Source organism: Salmonella sp. GDC200615 (genome assembly GCF_050574145.1).
Lineage (GTDB): Bacteria > Pseudomonadota > Gammaproteobacteria > Enterobacterales > Enterobacteriaceae > Salmonella > Salmonella enterica.
Genome location: NZ_CP192247.1, coordinates 1,390,612 through 1,411,251 on the forward strand (window position 1 = coordinate 1,390,612; position 20,640 = coordinate 1,411,251).

Annotated in this window: 13 protein-coding genes and 4 pseudogenes; 10 read left to right on the top strand and 7 right to left on the bottom strand. The window is 51.4% G+C overall.

Going from position 1 to position 20,640, the window contains the following annotated elements:
- Positions 1–52: 52 nt before the first annotated feature.
- A complete protein-coding gene (gene nupC, locus ACQ29O_RS06435) occupies positions 53–1,255 on the bottom strand; it encodes a nucleoside permease NupC (RefSeq protein ID WP_000376348.1) in 1,203 nt (400 codons plus the stop codon).
- A gap of 305 nt (positions 1,256–1,560) precedes the next feature.
- On the opposite strand from nupC, the gene ACQ29O_RS06440 reads away from it, so the two are divergent.
- Together ACQ29O_RS06440 and ACQ29O_RS06445 are read left to right on the top strand one after the other, a co-directional pair.
- The gene (locus tag ACQ29O_RS06440; protein ID WP_418338175.1) at positions 1,561–1,605 is read left to right on the top strand and encodes a hypothetical protein; all 45 of its coding nucleotides are present in this window, start codon (positions 1,561–1,563) and stop codon (positions 1,603–1,605) included.
- Positions 1,598–2,840 (top strand): annotated as a pseudogene (locus ACQ29O_RS06445) (Nramp family divalent metal transporter). Before ACQ29O_RS06440 ends, ACQ29O_RS06445 begins: the two are co-directional and overlap by 8 nt.
- A 60-nt stretch (positions 2,841–2,900) precedes the next feature.
- Here ACQ29O_RS06445 and ypeC read toward each other — a convergent pair.
- A complete protein-coding gene (ypeC, locus tag ACQ29O_RS06450) occupies positions 2,901–3,227 on the bottom strand; it encodes a DUF2502 domain-containing protein YpeC (protein WP_000490091.1) in 327 nt (108 codons plus the stop codon).
- Between the two features lie 113 nt (positions 3,228–3,340).
- Positions 3,341–4,340 (bottom strand): annotated as a pseudogene (mgrA, locus tag ACQ29O_RS06455) (L-glyceraldehyde 3-phosphate reductase).
- A 179-nt stretch (positions 4,341–4,519) separates the two neighbouring features.
- Between mgrA and ACQ29O_RS06460 the strand changes: the two are divergent.
- Positions 4,520–6,172: pseudogene (locus tag ACQ29O_RS06460) on the top strand (alpha-keto acid decarboxylase family protein).
- Positions 6,173–6,191: 19 nt separating this feature from the next.
- Here the strand turns inward: ACQ29O_RS06460 and ACQ29O_RS06465 are convergent.
- Positions 6,192–7,427, bottom strand: coding sequence for an ion channel protein (locus ACQ29O_RS06465; RefSeq protein WP_001746945.1), 1,236 nt, complete (start codon positions 7,425–7,427; stop codon positions 6,192–6,194).
- Positions 7,428–7,630: 203 nt separating this feature from the next.
- On the opposite strand from ACQ29O_RS06465, the gene glk reads away from it, so the two are divergent.
- Both glk and alaC read left to right on the top strand, forming a co-directional pair.
- Positions 7,631–8,596 carry a glucokinase gene (gene glk, locus ACQ29O_RS06470; RefSeq protein WP_000170379.1) on the top strand — a complete coding sequence of 322 codons (966 nt, stop codon included), beginning with the start codon at positions 7,631–7,633 and terminating at the stop codon, positions 8,594–8,596.
- A 722-nt stretch (positions 8,597–9,318) separates the two neighbouring features.
- Complete coding sequence (gene alaC, locus ACQ29O_RS06475) at positions 9,319–10,557, top strand: alanine transaminase (protein WP_000763118.1); 1,239 nt, start codon at positions 9,319–9,321, stop codon at positions 10,555–10,557.
- Between the two features lie 49 nt (positions 10,558–10,606).
- Here the strand turns inward: alaC and ypdK are convergent, their stop codons facing one another.
- Positions 10,607–10,678 (bottom strand): membrane protein YpdK, encoded by a 72-nt coding sequence (ypdK, locus tag ACQ29O_RS06480; protein WP_010723117.1) that lies wholly within the window; start codon positions 10,676–10,678, stop codon positions 10,607–10,609.
- A gap of 402 nt (positions 10,679–11,080) precedes the next feature.
- Positions 11,081–12,001, bottom strand: a complete 921-nt coding sequence (gene lpxP, locus ACQ29O_RS06485; protein WP_000484428.1) for a kdo(2)-lipid IV(A) palmitoleoyltransferase — start codon at positions 11,999–12,001, stop codon at positions 11,081–11,083.
- Positions 12,002–12,522: 521 nt separating this feature from the next.
- Here lpxP and ACQ29O_RS06490 point away from each other — a divergent pair.
- The gene (locus tag ACQ29O_RS06490; protein WP_000639889.1) at positions 12,523–12,765 is read left to right on the top strand and encodes a YfdY family protein; all 243 of its coding nucleotides are present in this window, start codon (positions 12,523–12,525) and stop codon (positions 12,763–12,765) included.
- A gap of 274 nt (positions 12,766–13,039) precedes the next feature.
- Here ACQ29O_RS06490 and pgtP read toward each other — a convergent pair.
- Positions 13,040–14,430, bottom strand: a pseudogene (gene pgtP, locus ACQ29O_RS06495) (phosphoglycerate transporter PgtP).
- A 435-nt stretch (positions 14,431–14,865) separates the two neighbouring features.
- Between pgtP and pgtC the strand changes: the two are divergent.
- From pgtC to pgtE, 4 genes are all read left to right on the top strand, one after another.
- On the top strand, positions 14,866–16,059 hold the full coding sequence (pgtC, locus tag ACQ29O_RS06500; protein ID WP_000467988.1) for a phosphoglycerate transport regulator PgtC: 1,194 nt from the start codon (positions 14,866–14,868) through the stop codon (positions 16,057–16,059).
- Positions 16,056–18,062 (top strand): two-component system sensor histidine kinase PgtB, encoded by a 2,007-nt coding sequence (gene pgtB, locus ACQ29O_RS06505; RefSeq protein WP_000678483.1) that lies wholly within the window; start codon positions 16,056–16,058, stop codon positions 18,060–18,062. The genes pgtC and pgtB overlap by 4 nt, the downstream gene beginning before the upstream one ends.
- Entirely contained in the window at positions 18,052–19,299 is a 1,248-nt protein-coding gene (pgtA, locus tag ACQ29O_RS06510) for a two-component system response regulator PgtA (RefSeq protein ID WP_000930836.1), read from the top strand. Before pgtB ends, pgtA begins: the two co-directional genes overlap by 11 nt.
- A 267-nt stretch (positions 19,300–19,566) precedes the next feature.
- Entirely contained in the window at positions 19,567–20,505 is a 939-nt protein-coding gene (pgtE, locus tag ACQ29O_RS06515) for an omptin family outer membrane protease PgtE (protein ID WP_000716008.1), read from the top strand.
- Positions 20,506–20,640 lie beyond the last annotated feature (135 nt).

Below are 20,640 nucleotides of genomic sequence, written 5' to 3' on the forward strand. Positions count from 1 at the left end.
GTGGCATAAAAAAACCGGGGATAGCTCCCCGGTTTCTACATTAAACGCAGACTTACAGTACCAGCGCCGCGATAGAGGCGGACAGTACGCTCACCAGCGTAGAACCGTAAACCAGTTTCAGACCAAAACGGGAAACCACGTTGCCTTGCTCTTCGTTCAGGCCTTTAATCGCGCCCGCAATAATACCGATGGAAGAGAAGTTCGCGAAGGACACCAGGAAGACGGAGATAATGCCTTCAGCGCGTGGAGAGAGGGTAACGGCGATTTTCTGCAGATCCATCATCGCCACGAATTCGTTGGAAACCAGTTTGGTCGCCATGATACTTCCTACCTGCAGCGCTTCACTGGACGGTACGCCCATTACCCATGCGACCGGGTAGAAGATGTAACCCAGAATGCCCTGGAAAGAGATGCTGTAGCCGAACCAACCGGTAACTGTTGCGAACAGCGCGTTCAGCGCCGCGATCAGCGCGATGAAGCCGATCAGCATCGCCGCGACGATAATCGCCACTTTAAAACCTGCCAGAATGTACTCGCCCAGCATTTCGAAGAAACTTTGGCCTTCATGCAGGTTCGACATCTGAATATTTTCTTCGCTGGCATCAACGACATAGGGGTTGATCAGCGACAGAACGATAAAGGTGCTGAACATGTTCAGAACCAGCGCTGCGACCACATATTTAGGGTCCAGCATGGTCATATACGCGCCCACGATAGACATGGAAACGGTAGACATTGCGGTCGCCGCCATGGTGTACATGCGGTTACGGGACATTTTGCCGAGGATATCTTTATAAGCGATAAAGTTCTCAGACTGGCCGAGGATCAGCGAGCTGACGGCGTTAAAAGACTCCAGTTTGCCCATACCGTTTACTTTGGACAACAGGAAACCAATAGCGCGGATGACCACTGGCAGAACGCGGATATGCTGGAGAATACCGATCAACGCGGAAATAAAGACGATCGGGCACAATACTTTCAGGAAGAAGAACGCCAAACCTTGATCGTTCATACTGCCGAAGACGAAGTTTGTCCCTTCGTTGGCAAATCCGAGCAGTTTTTCAAACATCTCGGAGAAACCTTTTACGAAGCCAAGGCCAACATCCGAGTTCAGGAAGAACCAGGCCAGTAATACTTCGATAACAAGTAACTGAATGACGTAACGAATGCGAATTTTTTTACGGTCGCTGCTAACCAGCAGTGCGAGTACCGCAACAACGGCAAGCGCCAGGACAAAATGAAGGACGCGGTCCATATTTGCTCCAAATATGAGGCAGGTTTAATTTTCGTGCACATTCTATGCAACAGCCGTAAAGAAAAAGAGATCCAACACACACTATAATAAGGACCTGTGACGAGATTCAAAATTAGTGATCTGTAATACACTTTTACTGTACTGAATATGAAAATGAAAAGTTATATCAGTGTGCTAATCTTGTAATGTTAAGCCAAACTGTTCTGATACAGGTCGTCATCGTATCGGTCTATCGTTTCACACTATCAAAGTAATCACCCGTACCCATTGAAATGCACTTGATAATCATTATCAATAAACATAGCATGAAACATAGCAAAGGCTATGTTTTTGAGGCAAAAGATGACTGACAATCGCGTAGAGAATAGCAGCGGACGGGCGGCGCGCAAGCTAAGGCTCGCATTAATGGGACCTGCGTTCATTGCCGCGATTGGTTATATCGATCCTGGTAACTTCGCGACCAATATTCAGGCCGGCGCCAGCTTTGGCTACCAGCTACTCTGGGTGGTGGTCTGGGCGAACCTGATGGCGATGCTGATTCAAATCCTCTCGGCAAAACTCGGAATCGCCACGGGCAAGAACCTGGCGGAGCAAATTCGCGACCATTATCCGCGCCCGGTAGTCTGGTTTTACTGGGTACAGGCGGAAATCATCGCGATGGCCACCGATTTAGCTGAATTTATCGGCGCGGCAATAGGTTTTAAGCTGATCCTGGGCGTCTCTTTATTACAGGGGCGCGGTATTGACCGGTATCGCGACGTTTCTGATTTTAATGTTACAACGCCGCGGTCAAAAACCGCTTGAAAAAGTCATCGGCGGTTTACTGCTTTTTGTCGCCGCTGCTTACATTGTGGAGCTGTTTTTCTCTCAGCCTGATATGGCGCAGCTTGGCAAAGGAATGGTTATCCCGGCGCTACCGAACCCGGAGGCCGTATTCTTAGCCGCCGGCGTGCTTGGCGCGACGATTATGCCGCACGTGATTTATCTGCACTCGTCATTAACACAGCATCTGCACGGCGGAACGCGGCAACAACGGTACTCAGCAACGAAATGGGATGTCGCTATTGCCATGACGATTGCCGGTTTTGTCAATCTGGCAATGATGGCGACCGCCGCGGCGGCGTTTCATTTTAGCGGCCACACTGGCATCGCCGACCTCGATCAGGCATACCTGACGCTGGAACCGTTACTAAGCCATGCGGCGGCAACGGTGTTTGGTCTTAGTCTGGTAGCGGCAGGGCTTTCCTCCACCGTGGTAGGGACTCTGGCGGGGCAGGTGGTGATGCAAGGGTTTGTCCGTTTTCACATTCCGCTGTGGGTACGGCGCAGCATTACCATGCTGCCCTCATTTATTGTGATTTTGATGGGGCTGGACCCTACCCGAATTCTGGTGATGAGCCAGGTGCTGCTGAGTTTTGGTATTGCGCTGGCGCTGGTGCCGCTCCTGATTTTCACCAGTAACGCTACGCTAATGGGCGAGCTGGTGAACACGCGGCGAGTAAAACAGATTGGCTGGATAATTGTCGTGCTGGTCGTCGCCCTGAATATCTGGTTGCTGGTTGGAACGGTGATGGGATTGTCATAAAGACAGAAAGATAGCAGGCCCGATGCGTGGGCGTCATCGGGCTGTTATTCAGCAGGAGGCTTAGTGATGATGTTTGTGACCCCGGCCTCGCCCGCGATGATCGTCGCGATCGCGCCAGCCTTCCCGATAACCGCGTTCATACGCTTTACGCTTATCCCAGCCGCGATGATAGCCGTTGTCATGGCGCCACCAGCGATTTTTACGCCATTCATAATGGTTGTGCCAGTAATCCCGGTCGCGCCAGCGACCACCGTCCCAGTAGTTACCGTAATCATCGCGATCGCCAATCTGTAATTTTATTGAGGGCAACAGGGTGATTTCGCCCGCATTCGCGGCAAGCGGTGTAAAAGCCAGCAAGGCTGCCGCCAGAATCAGTGACCTGAACATACTTTCTCTCCTTCACGATCGAGCCGTCGCCGGCCTGTTAATGCAATATTACAAAGCAGTAAAGATTTGTTTCATCGCCTTAACTCTTAAATCATGAAGAAGAGCATTTTTTGCTAAAACCGGCCCTCCAGAATAGCGTCAATTTCTGCACATTCAGCCGCCGAAAAACGGCGATTGGCCAGCATTCCTACGGCGTCTTCTATTTGCGACGGTTTGCTGGCGCCAATCAGTACCGAGGTAACGTTATCGTTACGCAGCACCCAGGCGAGCGCCATCTGAGACAATTTTTGGCCCCGTCGCGCGGCCAGTTCATTCAACCGGCGAACTTTTTCCAGTTTGTCGGCGGTAATCTGTTCTGGTTTAAGGAAACGGCTTCCGCTCGCCGCGCGGGAATCTTCCGGAATGCCATTCAGATAACGGTCAGTGAGCTGCCCGCCCGCCAGCGGCGAGAAGGCAATACTGCCGACGCCTTTTTCCTGCAACAGCGCCAGCAGCCCGTCCTCTACCCAACGCTCAAAAAGCGAATATTTAGGCTGATGAATCAGGCAAGGCGTGCCGAGATCCTCCAGAATATCGATAGCTTGTCTGGCCAGATCGGCAGGATAGTTAAGAGATCCCCACGTACAACGCTTTGCCGTGGCGCACAAGGTGATCTAACGCTTTCATCGTCTCTTTAAGCGGCGTTTCGGGATCGGGACGATGGTGATAAAAGATATCGACATACTCCAGCCCCATACGTTTCAGGCTTTGATCGAGGCTGGCGATAAGGTATTTCCGTGAACCCCAGTCGCCATAAGGGCCATCCCACATGGTGTAGCCCGCTTTGGTGGAGATGATCAATTCATCACGCCACGGTAAAAAATCTTCCTGCAGAATGCGGCCAAAATTGCATTCTGCGGAGCCCGGCGGCGGCCCATAATTATTGGCGAGATCAAAGTGGGTAATGCCCAGATCGAACGCGCGTTGCAGCAGCGCCCGGCTATTTTCTACCCGTGTCGTATCGCCGAAGTTGTGCCATAACCCCAGCGAAATAGCGGGAAGTTTGACGCCGCTGCGTCCGCAGCGACGATACTCCATTGTGTGATAACGATTCTCATCGGGCTGATAAATCATGACCTTTCCCCCTGTGGCGTGAATAAATAGTGTATACGGTTACACTCGCCAGGCGGTATCCGGCTTTTACTGTTTGCCGCTGTAAACATTGTTTTCCAGGCTTTCATCCCCACCGTGCTGGACAGCCATCGGCATTCCTTAATACTCAACATAATATCAACGTCAGAAGGAAAGCTGTCATGCAAAACCCCTATACCGTGGCCGACTATTTGCTGGACAGACTGGCAGGATGCGGCATTGGCCATCTTTTTGGCGTACCGGGCGATTATAACTTGCAGTTTCTTGACCATGTGATTGACCACCCGACCCTGCGTTGGGTGGGATGCGCCAATGAGCTGAACGCCGCTTATGCCGCGGACGGCTATGCGCGCATGTCGGGCGCTGGAGCGCTACTCACCACCTTTGGCGTGGGAGAACTTAGCGCTATTAACGGTATCGCGGGCAGTTACGCGGAATATGTCCCGGTCTTGCATATCGTCGGCGCGCCCTGTAGCGCTGCGCAGCAGCGTGGCGAATTGATGCACCATACCCTCGGTGACGGCGATTTTCGTCATTTTTATCGCATAAGTCAGGCGATATCCGCTGCCAGCGCAATATTAGATGAACAGAACGCCTGTTTCGAGATTGACCGCGTGTTGGGTGAAATGCTTGCCGCACGCAGGCCAGGATACATCATGTTGCCCGCCGATGTGGCGAAAAAAACGGCCATCCCACCTACGCAGGCGCTGGCGTTGCCCGTGCATGAAGCGCAAAGCGGCGTGGAGACGGCTTTTCGTTACCACGCCCGTCAGTGCCTGATGAACAGTCGGCGTATTGCGCTATTGGCCGACTTTCTTGCCGGGCGTTTTGGTTTACGACCACTGTTGCAGCGCTGGATGGCGGAAACGCCCATCGCTCATGCGACACTACTGATGGGGAAGGGGCTTTTTGATGAACAGCACCCGAACTTCGTTGGCACCTATAGCGCTGGCGCCAGCAGCAAAGAAGTGCGTCAGGCCATAGAGGACGCCGATAGGGTTATCTGCGTCGGCACCCGTTTTGTCGATACCCTTACGGCCGGATTTACCCAACAATTACCGACGGAACGCACGCTGGAGATTCAGCCTTACGCGTCGCGCATCGGCGAAACCTGGTTCAACCTCCCGATGGCGCAGGCGGTGTCTACGCTGCGCGAACTGTGCCTGGAATGCGCTTTTGCGCCGCCGCCGACGCGTTCCGCCGGACAGCCAGTGCGGATTGATAAGGGAGAACTGACCCAGGAAAGCTTCTGGCAAACCTTACAGCAGTATCTCAAACCCGGCGATATTATCCTTGTCGACCAGGGGACCGCCGCCTTTGGCGCTGCCGCGCTGTCGCTTCCTGACGGCGCGGAAGTTGTGGTACAGCCGCTGTGAGGGTCTATCGGCTATTCCTTGCCCGCCGCGTTTGGCGCGCAAACCGCCTGTCCCGATCGGCGGGTGATTCTGATTATCGGCGATGGCGCGGCGCAGCTCACGATTCAGGAGATGGGCTCGATGTTACGCGACGGGCAGGCGCCGGTCATCCTGCTGCTCAACAATGACGGCTATACCGTAGAGCGCGCCATTCACGGCGCGGCCCAGCGGTATAACGACATCGCGAGCTGGAACTGGACGCAGATACCACCGGCGCTAAACGCGGCGCAACAGGCGGAGTGCTGGCGGGTGACGCAGGCTATCCAACTGGCAGAGGTCCTAGAACGTCTGGCGCGCCCACAACGTCTGTCATTTATTGAAGTGATGTTGCCAAAAGCCGATCTGCCGGAATTACTGCGTACCGTGACCCGGGCGCTGGAAGCCCGCAACGGGGGATAATGGCCCCCGCTGCGCCGGATTAGGGTTCGTGACGGTTGGCGGCCAGCAACGGTTTTCCCGCCAGCAATAGCCAGGCGGGGAGCATCACAATGCAGAGCAGCGGCAGCAGATTGGTATCCGGTACGACGACTGCCGCCATAAACAGACTGAGCCAGCCGTCGCGCGTCACTACCAGCACTAAGCCAAGAATCGCGCAGGAGACGGTAATCGCCGCGGGTACGGCCTCAACATAGGCATGGAGCATGAGCCCCAGCGCCGCGCCGATAAACACAGCCGGAAAAATGCGCCCGCCGCGAAAGCCGCTCGCCGCCGCGATGACCAGCGCGGCGAGTTTGACGACGGCTAAGGTAAAATAATCTCCCGCGCCCAACGTCTGGCTAAACGCCATTTGTTGCATTTCGTCCAGGCCTTTAAACAGGGTAAGCGGCCCGCCAATGACGCCCAGGATGCCCAGTATAAAACCGCCAATGCCGAGAATCAGGACCGGATTTTTCAGGCGGTGCAGCAACTCATGCAGACGCGGAAGGCACCAGACGGCGACCATCCCGGCGGCAATGGCGATCGCCGCGACGATCGCTCCGCTGGCAATGTCCACCAGACGCATCTGCGTGTAATGGGCGATGGGTAACGAAAAATGCGGATGAAAGAACAGACTGGTGGTGAGTGACCCCGCCGCTGCCGCCATTAACGGCGCAAACAGGCGATCCCACATGGGAATATCGTTAGAGCCGCTAAGTGTTTGCGAAAAAATCAGCGCTGCGGCGACGGGCGTGCCGAACAGCGCGCCGATGGTGCCCGCTGAGGCCAGAATCGTCCAGTCTAACGCCGTGATACGCGGAAACAGGCGGGAGCCGAAAGCCGCCGCCAGCGCGATATTTATTGTCATTATCGGATGCTCTGGCCCCAAACTTACCCCACCAGCAAGGCCGATGATTAAGGCGAGAAGCAGCCCGGGTAGCGCAGATGGCGAGACCGGCATACTGATTAACGGTTCGATGGCCGGATCGGGGCCAGCGTGTCCGGGACTGTAACGGATAATCAAACCCACCACGATCCCGGTTAGCGTGAGCATACCCACTATCCAGAACGGCGAATCATAAGCGATGCCGATGCTGGTGGGCAGTCGTTGCCAAAGAAATTGCTGAAAAACCGACGCGACTTTCATCGCAGCGATTAAAACCAGGCTTGACGCTACGCCAATAATCAGCGCGGGGAGCGACAGCAGCAGCATCGTTCGGGCACGCGGGTGGAACATAATCTCTTCCTTACACGGGGTCGTATACCTATTTTGCACAGCCTGCCCGACGGCATTGCTGCAATTGGTGCTGAAACAAGAAAGTAATTCTGTGATGAAGATCTATATTTATAGGCAGTCAGCCTGATGGCCGTTGTTGTTATGCCCCCATGAATTTACAGTGTGACAAAGACTTATTTTGACTTTAGCGGAGCAGTAGAAGAATGACAAAGTATGCTTTAGTAGGAGATGTAGGCGGCACGAATGCGCGTCTTGCCCTGTGTGATATCGCCAGTGGAGAAATCTCGCAGGCCAAAACGTATTCCGGCCTGGATTATCCCAGTCTTGAGGCCGTGGTGCGCGTTTATCTCGATGAGCATAGCGTCAGCGTGGAAGATGGTTGTATCGCCATAGCCTGCCCGATTACCGGTGACTGGGTAGCGATGACTAACCATACCTGGGCTTTTTCTATTGCGGAAATGAAAAAAAATCTCGGCTTTAGCCATCTGGAAATCATCAACGATTTCACCGCCGTGTCGATGGCGATCCCGATGCTGAAAAAAGAGCATTTAATTCAGTTCGGCGGCGGCGAACCGGTAGACGGCAAACCTATTGCGGTGTATGGCGCGGGAACCGGCTTGGGCGTGGCGCATCTGGTGCATGTGGATAAGCGTTGGATTAGCCTTCCGGGCGAAGGCGGGCATGTCGATTTTGCGCCTAATAGCGAAGAAGAAGCTATGATTCTGGAAATATTGCGCGCCGAAATTGGCCACGTTTCCGCCGAGCGCGTGCTGTCTGGCCCGGGGCTGGTGAATCTTTACCGGGCGATTGTTAAGTCCGACAACCGTCTGCCGGAAAATCTGCGCCCGAAAGATATTACCGAACGCGCCCTGGCGGATAGCTGTATCGATTGTCGCCGCGCGTTGTCGCTCTTTTGCGTCATCATGGGGCGATTTGGCGGCGATCTGGCGTTAACCATGGGGACATTTGGCGGCGTTTATATCGCTGGCGGTATTGTCCCGCGCTTCCTGGAGTTTTTTAAAGCGTCCGGCTTCCGTGGTGGCTTTGAAGATAAAGGCCGCTTTAAAGATTATGTACACGGTATTCCGGCCTATCTGATTGTCCATGATAACCCTGGCTTGTTAGGCTCCGGCGCGCATCTGCGCCAGACATTAGGCCATATTCTATAAGTCAGATGGCGGCATAAACGCCTTATCCGGCCTACAAAAGTGTGTCATCTGTAGGCCTGATAAGCGCAGCGTCATCAGGCAATTAATCATTCTCTTGTCAGTCTCAAACCGCGTGCCTCACGCGGTTTTTTTCATTGCCTTTCCTGTGCATGAATGCTTCAACTGACTGAATTATTTCACTTTACTCTTGCTGAGCGAAAGGTCAAACACCAGCGCGTTGAGTCATCACGTCATGGCGGTTAGTCAGGCGAAAACAGGGATTTATTTTACTATACGTATCCGGTTCGCTGCCTTATTTACGGTTTCATCGCGGCATCTTGCTGGAAAGGATCCTCATTTTCGGGGAAATGTCCCTGAAAAATACCGCAATATGATATGATTGAATACCTTTATCGTTAGTAAGGGTTTTGATTAAAGAGGAAAAACCACAAAATAAAAAGGGGATTATTTGAGATAAGGTTTATTGACAGGAAATTATCGTCGGCTGTAACACATTAGGTAAATTCAATGATATCAAGTTGTTAATAATATGATTTGTTTGATGCTATAACTGACATGCTTAAAAGGTAAATTTTTACGCTTGTTCCTCTTTTTTCGTCGCTAAAAAATATTTTCATTAGCCTCTCGACAGGAAGAAAATTTTCAGGCTATTTTCTAAAGGAGCCACCATCGTGGCAGCGTCGCTCGGACGGTCCGGGCGCTAACGTTAATCTGAGGATATTATGGCTGACTTCCGCCCTGAACGTCGCTTTACGCGTATCGATCGCCTTCCGCCCTATGTTTTTAACATCACCGCTGAACTCAAAATGGCTGCGCGTCGGCGCGGTGAAGATATTATTGATTTCAGTATGGGTAATCCTGATGGCGCAACCCCTCCCCACATTGTCGAAAAACTTTGCACCGTCGCGCAGCGTCCGGATACGCACGGTTATTCCACGTCCCGCGGCATACCGCGTTTACGCCGCGCGATTTCTCACTGGTATCAGGAACGTTATGATGTCGATATCGATCCGGAAACCGAAGCGATTGTGACCATCGGTTCCAAAGAGGGACTGGCGCATTTAATGCTGGCGACGCTGGATCATGGCGATACGGTACTGGTGCCGAACCCCAGTTACCCGATTCATATCTATGGCGCCGTTATCGCCGGGGCGCAGGTGCGTTCGGTTCCATTGGTAGAGGGAGTGGATTTCTTCAACGAGCTGGAGCGCGCTATTCGCGAAAGTTATCCGAAACCGAAAATGATGATTTTGGGTTTTCCGTCTAACCCTACGGCCCAGTGCGTCGAACTGGAATTTTTTGAAAAAGTGGTCGCTCTGGCTAAACGTTATGATGTGCTGGTGGTGCACGATCTGGCGTATGCCGATATCGTGTACGACGGCTGGAAAGCGCCATCCATTATGCAGGTGCCCGGCGCGCGCGACGTGGCGGTTGAATTTTTCACGCTGTCGAAAAGCTATAATATGGCGGGCTGGCGTATTGGGTTTATGGTGGGCAATAAAACCCTGGTCAGCGCGCTGGCGCGCATTAAAAGTTATCACGATTATGGCACCTTTACCCCGCTTCAGGTGGCGGCTATCGCCGCTCTGGAAGGCGATCAGCAGTGCGTGCGCGATATTGCCGAGCAGTATAAACGTCGTCGCGATGTGCTGGTGAAGGGGCTGCATGAGGCGGGCTGGATGGTTGAAATGCCGAAAGCCTCAATGTACGTCTGGGCGAAAATCCCGGAGCAATATGCGGCGATGGGATCGCTTGAGTTTGCCAAGAAGCTGCTGAATGAGGCGAAGGTTTGCGTTTCTCCAGGGATAGGCTTTGGTGATTATGGCGACACCCATGTACGCTTTGCATTAATAGAGAATCGCGACCGCATTCGCCAGGCCGTCAGAGGGATTAAAGCGATGTTCCGCGCCGATGGCGTGCTGCCGTCACATCCAAAACCCGTTGAAGCGAGCACGGAGTAGAAAAGCAAACAGGAGCCCCATGGCTCCTGTTTTTCTTTGCATTGTACTTTTAAATCATCAGGGCGAAAGTACCGGCCCAAACGATGACCATAAATGAAATGCCCATAAAGAAATATTTCACGTTTCATCTCTCCGCGTACCTGTCGTACGCCTAAATGAACTTACACTTACCTGATTATAGAGAGTTGATGCCGGACAATACGAAATTGAGAATTATTCGTGTTTCTACCGCCTGCATCACCTCAGAATTCTGCGCGTCATCGCTCCAGACGGCGCTAATGTACGCCTAAAAATGAGGTGAAACAAGAGGCATTTTCTTATTTACTTTTAGTAACTTACAAGTGTCGGGAATCGGCGACAGTTTAATTTCTGACAGTGATGAATCGCTATTGAGCGACGCCGCCGACACAGTAAAAAATCGCCTGTAAACAGGAGATTTATCGCTAAAAGCAGGAATGAGTAATTTACGATATGAATATTATGACAATGCGAAATGCCAAAATAAAAGGCCTTGCGGCCTTTTTCAGATGTAGAGTGACGCTTCCCCCAACGGGCGAGTCTTGAAACGGCGATGGATCCAGAGATATTGCTCCGGGGCGCGCATGATCTCTTTCTCAATAATTTTATTCATATAGGCAGCGGCTTGATTTTCATCTGCCGGGTAACCTTCCATTTCAGGGGTAATATACAGACGATAACCCGAGTTATCGGATTTCCTTACCATTGTAACGGTCAACATGGCGGCGCCAGACAGCCTGGACAGTACATAGGTGCCGTTGGTGGTGGCGACGTTTTCAACCGCGAAAAATGGCGCAAAGGAGCTGCCTTTAGGGCCGTAGTCCTGGTCGGGAGCAAACCAAACGGCTTCCCCTTTTTTTAGCGCGCCCACAATGCCGCGCAGATTGTTTCTGCCGATCATCGCTTTATTTGAGCGCATACGACCGCGCGTCTGCACCCACTCCATGAGCGGATTGTTATGCGGACGATAGGTCGCCATCATCGGCTGGCAGAGACCCATTACCCGGCCTCCCAATTCCAGCGACATAAAATGCACGCCAACGACCATTACGCCGCGATTTTGCGCCTGCGCACGGGTAAGGTTGTCCAGCCCGTCCACATCAAACCATTTGCGAACCCGGTTATCAGGCCAGAACCAGGCCATGCCCGTTTCAAGCAGCGCCATGCCAAGAGAGTGGAAATTCTCGGCGATCAGTTTTTCCCTTTCTTCCCGGGAGAGGGTCGGAAAACAGAGTTCAATATTTTTCTGGGCGATTGACTCACGTCGCTTCAGGAAGGGGCGCGCCAGTTTACCGGTGCGGGTGCCCAGAAAACGCAAAACCGGGTAGGGAAGCTGCACCAGTAACCAGAGGACGCCAACGCCAAACCACGTCAGCCAGTAGCGCGGGTGCAAAAACGCGCGTGAAAATTTGCTTTGAGGAAACATAAAATACCTTCTGTAGATACGAAAATAATGTATCGCAGAAGAGTCATTATCCGCAGCGGTACACTCTGAAATACGCATCATCCTTCAAGTTGCGTTAGCTTATCCGAAGCACTTACTTGAGTAAGCTTATCAGGGTAACTTGAATGATTTACGTATAGTTAGGCCATCATGTACGACAATGGTTCCCGTAAGGAGTGTAAAACTAAGTCAGTACTAAACCACGAGGGCATGAACGCCAGGCAGGCTAATGTACCACCAGTTATTTACTCGCGCCCAGAAATTCTTTATCAAGAAGCGTAAATATTTCTCCCGTAGCAAAAATAAGCTAATCATTATTTTTAATGCATTGTTTTTACAGTGATAATTTTATTTCAGACGAAGGTCATTGAAAAATGATTAAAAAAATAAAATGTGAGATAAATGTTATGGAAATGACGGGCTGATAAGGTTTATCTTAAAGGAGAAGTGAGAGGGACCGTAAGGCTATATGGAATCCTTGCCATAGACAGGAGGTATTATAGATGATCTATTTATGGACATTTCTTGCAATAAGTATACTTGCCGTGAGTGGCTATATCGGTCAGGTGATGGGGGCTTTTTCTGCGGTTTCTTCTTTTACGGGAATGGTTATCCTTGCCGCGCTGATTTATTTACTCAATGTATGGTTGCAGGATGGCGATGACATCGTTAGCGGATTATTGCTTTTTCTCGCACCGGCATGTGGGTTAATTATTCGCTTTATGGTGGGATACGGTAAGCGTTAGTCAGTACATACCCTTCATACTTCAAGTTGCTGATGTGTTGGCTACGGATTACTCGGCCCATCGATGGGCCTCGCCCTGACGGCCGTCGCACGCGACGTTCAAATCTGTTCCCGGCAGATTTGTCGTTCACCCCAGTCACATCGTTATCTATGCTCTTGGGGACTCACTCCCTTGCCGCTTTTAAGCAACTCGAATTATTTTGGGTATACACGATGTCAGCGAATAGATAGCGCCGACAATGTCGGCGCTTCTGTTCCCCGGGAAGGCTAATCGTTTATTGCGCGTCCGCAAGCTGCAGTGAGTCCTGATTATGTAACGCATTCTGGCGCTGGCGTTCCAGTTCCAGCGCGCCGCGATGGGAGAGGTAACAGAATAGAATGCAGCACACGATGCCGCCCATCAGAAGATAAAATCCGCCGTACCAGCCAAGTTTATCCACCATTACACCAAACAGGCTGGTGCCCAACGAGGCGCCGAAAATATAGCTCATGAACCCACGTAAACCGACGGCGGAACCTACGGCAAAGCTGGGGACTATCTCCATTGTCTGTACGGACGCGAGGAACTGCGGGACGTAAATCAGACAACCTACAATGGCGGCGAAAATCGTTACCATCAGCAAAGATTCACTTTTCCAGTATCCGATCAGACAGACAAAAATCAGCGCCATGCAAATCATGGCTAACGGCATTCTGCGGCCCTTAAACAGTTTATCTGACAGCCAGCCTGCCAGTAGCGTGGAGGGAATCGCCGCCCACTCGAAAAAGAGAAACGCGACGCTCATCTGTTCTTTTGAAAAGTGTTTTACTGTCAACAGATAGATAGGCAACCGGCTAATCATGCCAAACCGCACCATATAGACGAAGACATCCACCAGCGAAATATACCAGGCATTTTTATTGCGCAGCACATAAGTACAGAAGATTTGCCATGCGCTCATATTTTCCGGCGCTTTTGCCGTATTCTTCGTTTTCAGTACGACTTTTTCTTCCGGCATCATCTGTTCCAGTGAGGGAAGACCTTCTTCGCGTGGCGAACCTTTTCCCAAAACCAGAACAATTAAGGCAAAAATGACGGCGACGCAGGCCGGAACGATATAACTGGCGCTTTGCCAGTGTTCGTTGCCCAATATCGCAAAAGCCGCACCGACGATAGGCGCGACGATCCCGCCGCCAACGTTATGCGAGATATTCCAGAAGGCGCCTACGCGTCCGCGTTCCCGACGAGGGAACCAGTTTGCAAAGTAATAAACGAGGGGCCGACGCCCATGCCCTGAAAAAGGCCATTGAAGACCACCAGAGCGGCAAATATCCAGAATGCGCTACTGAATCCCAGCCCAACGTTAACAATCGCGCAGAGTACCAGACCGCACGCCATGAAGACTTTTGGGCTGGCTTTATCCGCCAGACTGCTCATTACGCCTTTACTGATTCCGTAAGCAATAAGCATACAGCTACTCAGCAGGCCGATTTGCGTAGCGCTGAGATCCAATTGCTCTTTTAAATAAGGCGTCGATAATGTGAAATTGTTTCTGACTATATAGTAAGCGAGATATCCCAGAAATACGCTTAACAATGCCTGTATACTATATCGACCATATGTGGCCTGGACTTTTTCCGGTGGGACTTTATGCGCCGATTGCCCTGTTTTTAATATTGTTAACATGGAGTCACCTGTATTTTATAGTGAGATGAACATCAGGAGGTTTTGTCGGTAGAGTGAAAGGAGTGACAATAAAATTCAAGTCGAAGAAATGTGTCAAAATTGACTCAATTGGGTGAATTTAAAGGTTATTTTTGACCCATCCTGAAGGGTGTGGTGAAACTTTAATTATTGGCATGGCCGTTTTATCGTTAGCATGTGCGGATATTAACAAATTTGCTGCCAGTGATCTGATACGCTTTATTGATGTTTTCGGGCGACGGACCCGTTATTATTCAAATAACGTTGTTCTGGATGCCAACAGAAATAAAAGGGTAAGTTTTGTCTCAATATTTTCTTTATGTGATATCGATATTTATGAACGGGATCACAAATCGACTTTTCTCATGCTGTAGTCGTTTCGCCAGAGTGGGCGCTTTTACGCTATGGCTGGCGGCAATGTTCGGTTCTTGCCAGGCGTACAGCCGCGAGCTGGTGATGGCAACGACCTTTTCACCCAGCGCGACCGCCTGGATTATCCAGCGCTGGCAGACGGAGCCGGGTTCCGTCATGATTCGTACGCTCAACCGTACCAGCGGTTCTTTAGAGCAATTACTTGATACGGCGAATGCGGAAAATGTCGATCTGATCCTGACGTCATCCCCCATGCTGTTGCAACACCTTCAGGAGCACCAAAAGCTGGCGCTATTAGATAGCGCGTCTGCCGCCAGCCAGAAGCTGGTGCCGCGTTCTATCCGCTCAACTTCAGTGGCGGTAGCGGTATCCGGATTTGGGCTATTGATCAACCGTTCAGCGCTCGCTGCGCGCCATCTTCCGCCGCCTGCTGACTGGCAGGATATGGGCCTGCCCAGTTACCAGGGCGCTCTATTAATGAGCAGTCCGTCACGTTCAGACACGAATCATTTGATGGTGGAGTCGCTGTTGCAGCAAAAAGGCTGGACGGCAGGATGGGCGACGCTGCTGGCAATCTCGGGTAATTTGGTCACGATTTCCTCTCGCAGTTTCGGCGTAGCGGATAAAATCAAAAGCGGGCTTGGCGTTGCCGGGCCGGTCATTGATAACTATGCTAATTTGCTACTTAACGATCCTAATCTTGCTTTTACCTATTTCCCGTATTCTGCGGTGTCGCCCACTTACGTCGCGGTGTTGAAAAACAGCCGTCATGCAGACGAAGCGCGTGCTTTTATTCATTACTTATTAAGTCCGAAAGGGCAAAGGATACTGGCTGACGCGAATACCGGTAAGTATCCCGTCGCACCGCTTAGCGCCGATAATCCTCGCGCCGCGCAACAACAGCGTTTGATGGCCCAGCCGCCGTTGAACTATCGTCTGATCCTGAAGCGTCAGCAACTGGTACAACGCATGTTTGATACCGCGATCAGTTTTCGTCTCGCGCAGCTTAAAGATGCATGGCGAGCGTTGCATAGCGCAGAAACGCGGCTTAAACGCCCCTTACCTGAAATCAGAGCCTTATTGACCAGCGTCCCGGTGGATGCGGCAAGCAGCGAGGATGAAACCTGGCTGGCGCAGTTTGATAATAAAAGCTTTGCCGAACAAAAAATGATGGAGTGGCAGATCTGGTTTCTGAACAATCAGCGGCTAGCGATTCACAAACTGGAAGAGCTGAAATGAAGGGGAGATTATTGCAACGGCTTCGTCAGCTCAGTATCAGCAACAGTTTACGGGGTGCATTTTTAACGGGCGCATTACTGACGCTGATTGTCAGTATGGTCAGCCTTTATTCCTGGCATGAGCAAAGTTCGCAGGCTCGCTATTCGCTTGATGAATATTTTCCTCGCATCCACTCCGCTTTTTTAATTGAGGGGAACCTGAATCTGGCTGTGGATCAACTCAATGAATTTTTGCTGGCGCCGAACACGACGGTACGTTTGCAGTTACGTACGCAGATTATTCAGCATCTGGATAAGATTGAGCGTCTCAGCCAGGGGCTTCAGCTTGCTGAGCGCCGGCAACTGGCCGTCATTTTACAGGATAGCCGGACCTTGCTGGCGGAGCTGGACAACGCCCTCTACAACATGTTTTTGGTGCGGGAGAAAGTCAGTGAGCTTTCCGCTCGCATCGACTGGCTCCATGATGATTTCACCACGGAGCTAAATTCGCTGGTACAGGATTTTACCTGGCAGCAAGGGACGCTACTCGATCAAATTGAGGCGAATCAGGGCGATGCAGCGCAGTATTTGCAACGTTCGCGCGAGGTGCAGAACGAGCAGCAGCAGGTATATACCCTGGCGCGAATTGAAAATCAGATTGTTGATGACCTGCGCGACAGATTGAATGAGCCCAAGTCCGGCAATAATGACGGGATGCTGGTGGAGACCCATATTCGCTATCTGGAAAACCTAAAAAAAACGGCGGATGAGAATATTCGTGCGCTGGATGACTGGCCCAGTACGATCACGCTGCGGCAAACCATCGACGAACTATTGGAAATCGGGATGGTAAAAAATAAGATGCCCGATACCATGCGCGATTATGTTGCGGCGCAAAAAGCCTTACTGGACGCCAGCCGCGCCAGAGAGGCTACGCTAGGGCGCTTTCGCACGCTGCTTGAGGCGCAGTTAGGTAGTAGTCACCAGCAAATGCAGACGTTCAATCAACGCCTGGAACAGATTGTTCGCGTTAGCGGCGGGCTTATTTTAGTGGCGACGCTCCTGGCGTTGCTGCTGGCCTGGGGACTCAACCACTATTTTATCCGTTCCCGGCTGGTAAAGCGTTTTACCGCGCTTAATCAGGCTGTGGTACAGATAGGGCTGGGGAGAACCGACTCGACTATCCCGGTTTACGGGCGCGATGAGCTAGGACGGATAGCCCGTTTGCTACGTCATACGCTGGGCCAGCTCAATATGCAACGCAGGCAGCTTGAACAAGAGGTCGCCGAGCGCAAAGAGATAGAAGCCGACCTGCGCGCCATGCAGGATGAGTTGATTCAGACGGCGAAACTGGCGGTAGTCGGCCAGACCATGACCACGCTGGCGCATGAAATTAACCAGCCGCTGAATGCGCTTTCAATGTATTTATTTACGGCGGGACGCGCGATTGAACAAGGTCAGAGCGGACAGGCGAGAAATACGCTCACCAAAGCGGAAGGGCTCATTAACCGGATTGACGCCATTATCCGTTCGCTGCGGCAGTTTACCCGCCGGGCGGAGCTGGAAACGCCATTGTATCCCGTTGATCTGCGCCAAACCTTCGTGGCGGCATGGGAGTTATTAGCCATGCGTCACCAATCCCGGCAGGGAGCGCTTTCACTGCCAACCGACACCGTATGGGTTAGCGGCGATGAAGTGCGTATTCAGCAGGTTCTGGTGAATGTGCTGGCGAATGCGCTTGACGCCTGTTCGCATGATGCGGCGATCGCGGTGACATGGCAGACGCAGGGAGAGGCGCTGGAGGTTTATATTGCAGATAACGGCCCTGGCTGGCCTGTGGCGCTGTTGCCCTCTTTACTCAAGCCGTTTACTACCAGTAAAGCTGTCGGGTTGGGTATTGGGCTGTCGATTAGCGTGTCGCTGATGGCGCAAATGAAGGGCGACCTGCGTCTGGCGTCGACGCTGACGCGTAACGCTTGCGTGGTGCTGCAATTCTCTGTAACGGATGTCGATGATGTTGAATGATGAATGTTCTATTTTGCTGATTGATGATGACGTTGATGTACTTGACGCCTACACCCAAATGCTTGAGCAGGCAGGCTACCGCGTGCGTGGCTTTACCCATCCTTTCGAGGCCAAAGAGTGGGTAGAAGCGGATTGGGAGGGGATCGTTTTGAGCGATGTGTGTATGCCGGGGTGTTCCGGTATCGATCTTATGACGCTGTTTCATCAGGATGACGATCAACTGCCAATCTTATTGATTACCGGACATGGCGATGTACCGATGGCGGTTGATGCGGTGAAAAAGGGCGCCTGGGATTTTCTGCAAAAACCCGTCGATCCGGGCAAGCTGTTGATATTAATTGAAGACGCGCTACGCCAGCGCCGGTCGGTCATTGCACGGCGGCAATATTGCCAGCAGACGTTACAGGTTGAACTGATTGGGCGCAGCGAGTGGATGAATCAGTTTCGACAACGGTTACAACAACTGGCGGAAACGGACATTGCCGTATGGTTTTACGGTGAGCATGGCACTGGACGTATGACTGGCGCCCGTTATCTCCATCAACTGGGGCGTAACGCGAAAGGGCCGTTTGTACGCTATGAACTCACGCCGGAGAATGCCGGGCAGTTGGAGACATTCATCGACCAGGCGCAAGGAGGTACGCTGGTGTTGAGTCATCCCGAATATCTGACACGCGAACAGCAGCACCATCTGGCGCGTTTACAAAGCCTGGAGCATCGGCCTTTTCGTTTGGTGGGCGTTGGCAGCGCTTCGCTGGTGGAGCAGGCGGCAGCTAACCAGATTGCGGCCGAGCTTTACTACTGTTTCGCCATGACCCAAATCGCCTGCCAGTCTCTTTCTCAGCGACCGGATGATATCGAACCGTTATTTCGCCATTATCTTCGAAAAGCCTGCCTGCGGCTCAATCATCCAGTGCCGGAAATAGCGGGGGAATTACTGAAAGGAATAATGCGACGCGCCTGGCCAAGCAATGTGCGCGAACTGGCTAATGCGGCAGAGCTTTTTGCTGTTGGCGTGCTGCCGCTGGCGGAAACGGTCAACCCGCAGTTGCTTCTTCAGGAGCCGACCCCGCTTGACCGGCGCGTTGAAGAGTATGAGCGACAAATTATTACCGAAGCATTAAATATTCATCAGGGACGAATTAATGAAGTGGCGGAGTATCTGCAAATTCCCCGTAAAAAACTTTATCTGCGCATGAAAAAATATGGTCTAAGTAAAGAGCATTATAAATTCTGATATTACAGTTACTTTCAATCTGGCTGACAACAACAGCAACGATGTCGTTAGCCAGATAACGTCGCATCACCGTAATGGTAAATCATTCCATCATGATTATAGATTGCTTATTATTCACCTGAGCATCAAATTCTATTTCTTAACTTCAATATAAGGTAAAAATGCGTCAAGTTCTCTGGCGTAATAAATGTACTCTTGTCCGACGATTTGACAAGATGAAAACTTCATCACCTCTCCAGATTACATCTGAATATGAGGACAAGAGAAATGAAAAAACATGCTATTGCAGTAATGATGATCGCCGTATTTTCTGAGTCGGTTTATGCGGAGTCTACCTTATTTATTCCGGACGTCTCTCCTGATAGCGTCACGACATCCCTTTCTGTGGGGGTGTTAAATGGTAAATCCAGGGAGCTGGTTTATGATACCGACACCGGGCGGGAGCTGAGTCAACTGGACTGGAAAATAAAAAATGTCGCCACGTTGCAGGGGGATTTATCATGGGAACCCTATTCGTTCATGACGCTGGACGCCCGCGGCTGGACGTCTTTGGCGTCGGGATCGGGTCATATGGTTGACCATGACTGGATGAGCAGTGAGCAGCCTGGCTGGACCGATCGTTCAATTCATCCGGACACCAGCGCCAACTATGCTAATGAATACGATTTGAATGTGAAAGGTTGGTTATTGCAGGGCGATAACTACAAGGCGGGCGTGACAGCGGGCTATCAGGAAACCCGTTTTAGCTGGACGGCAAGAGGCGGGTCTTATATTTATGATAATGGTCGGTATATTGGTAACTTTCCTCATGGCGTGCGCGGTATAGGTTATAGCCAGCGTTTCGAAATGCCCTATATCGGGCTGGCGGGTGATTATCGTATTAATGACTTTGAGTGTAATGTACTGTTTAAATACAGCGACTGGGTAAATGCGCATGATAATGACGAACACTACATGCGCAAACTTACCTTCCGTGAAAAAACGGAAAATTCACGATATTATGGCGCGTCTATTGACGCCGGATATTATATTACCAGTAATGCAAAAATCTTTGCTGAGTTCGCTTACAGTAAATATGAAGAAGGTAAGGGCGGTACGCAAATCATAGATAAAACCAGCGGTGATACGGCGTATTTTGGTGGCGATGCCGCAGGTATAGCTAATAATAACTATACGGTTACCGCGGGGTTGCAGTACCGCTTCTAGACCACATCAGGATGTCATCGGTCATAACCGGCCGATGACGACTTTTTGCTGAACGTATGGCATGTCCGGTGATATTGTGTTTACCTCATATAGATCTGGCGGGTTTGGCGTTAAGACGTGGCAAGGAACAGTAGA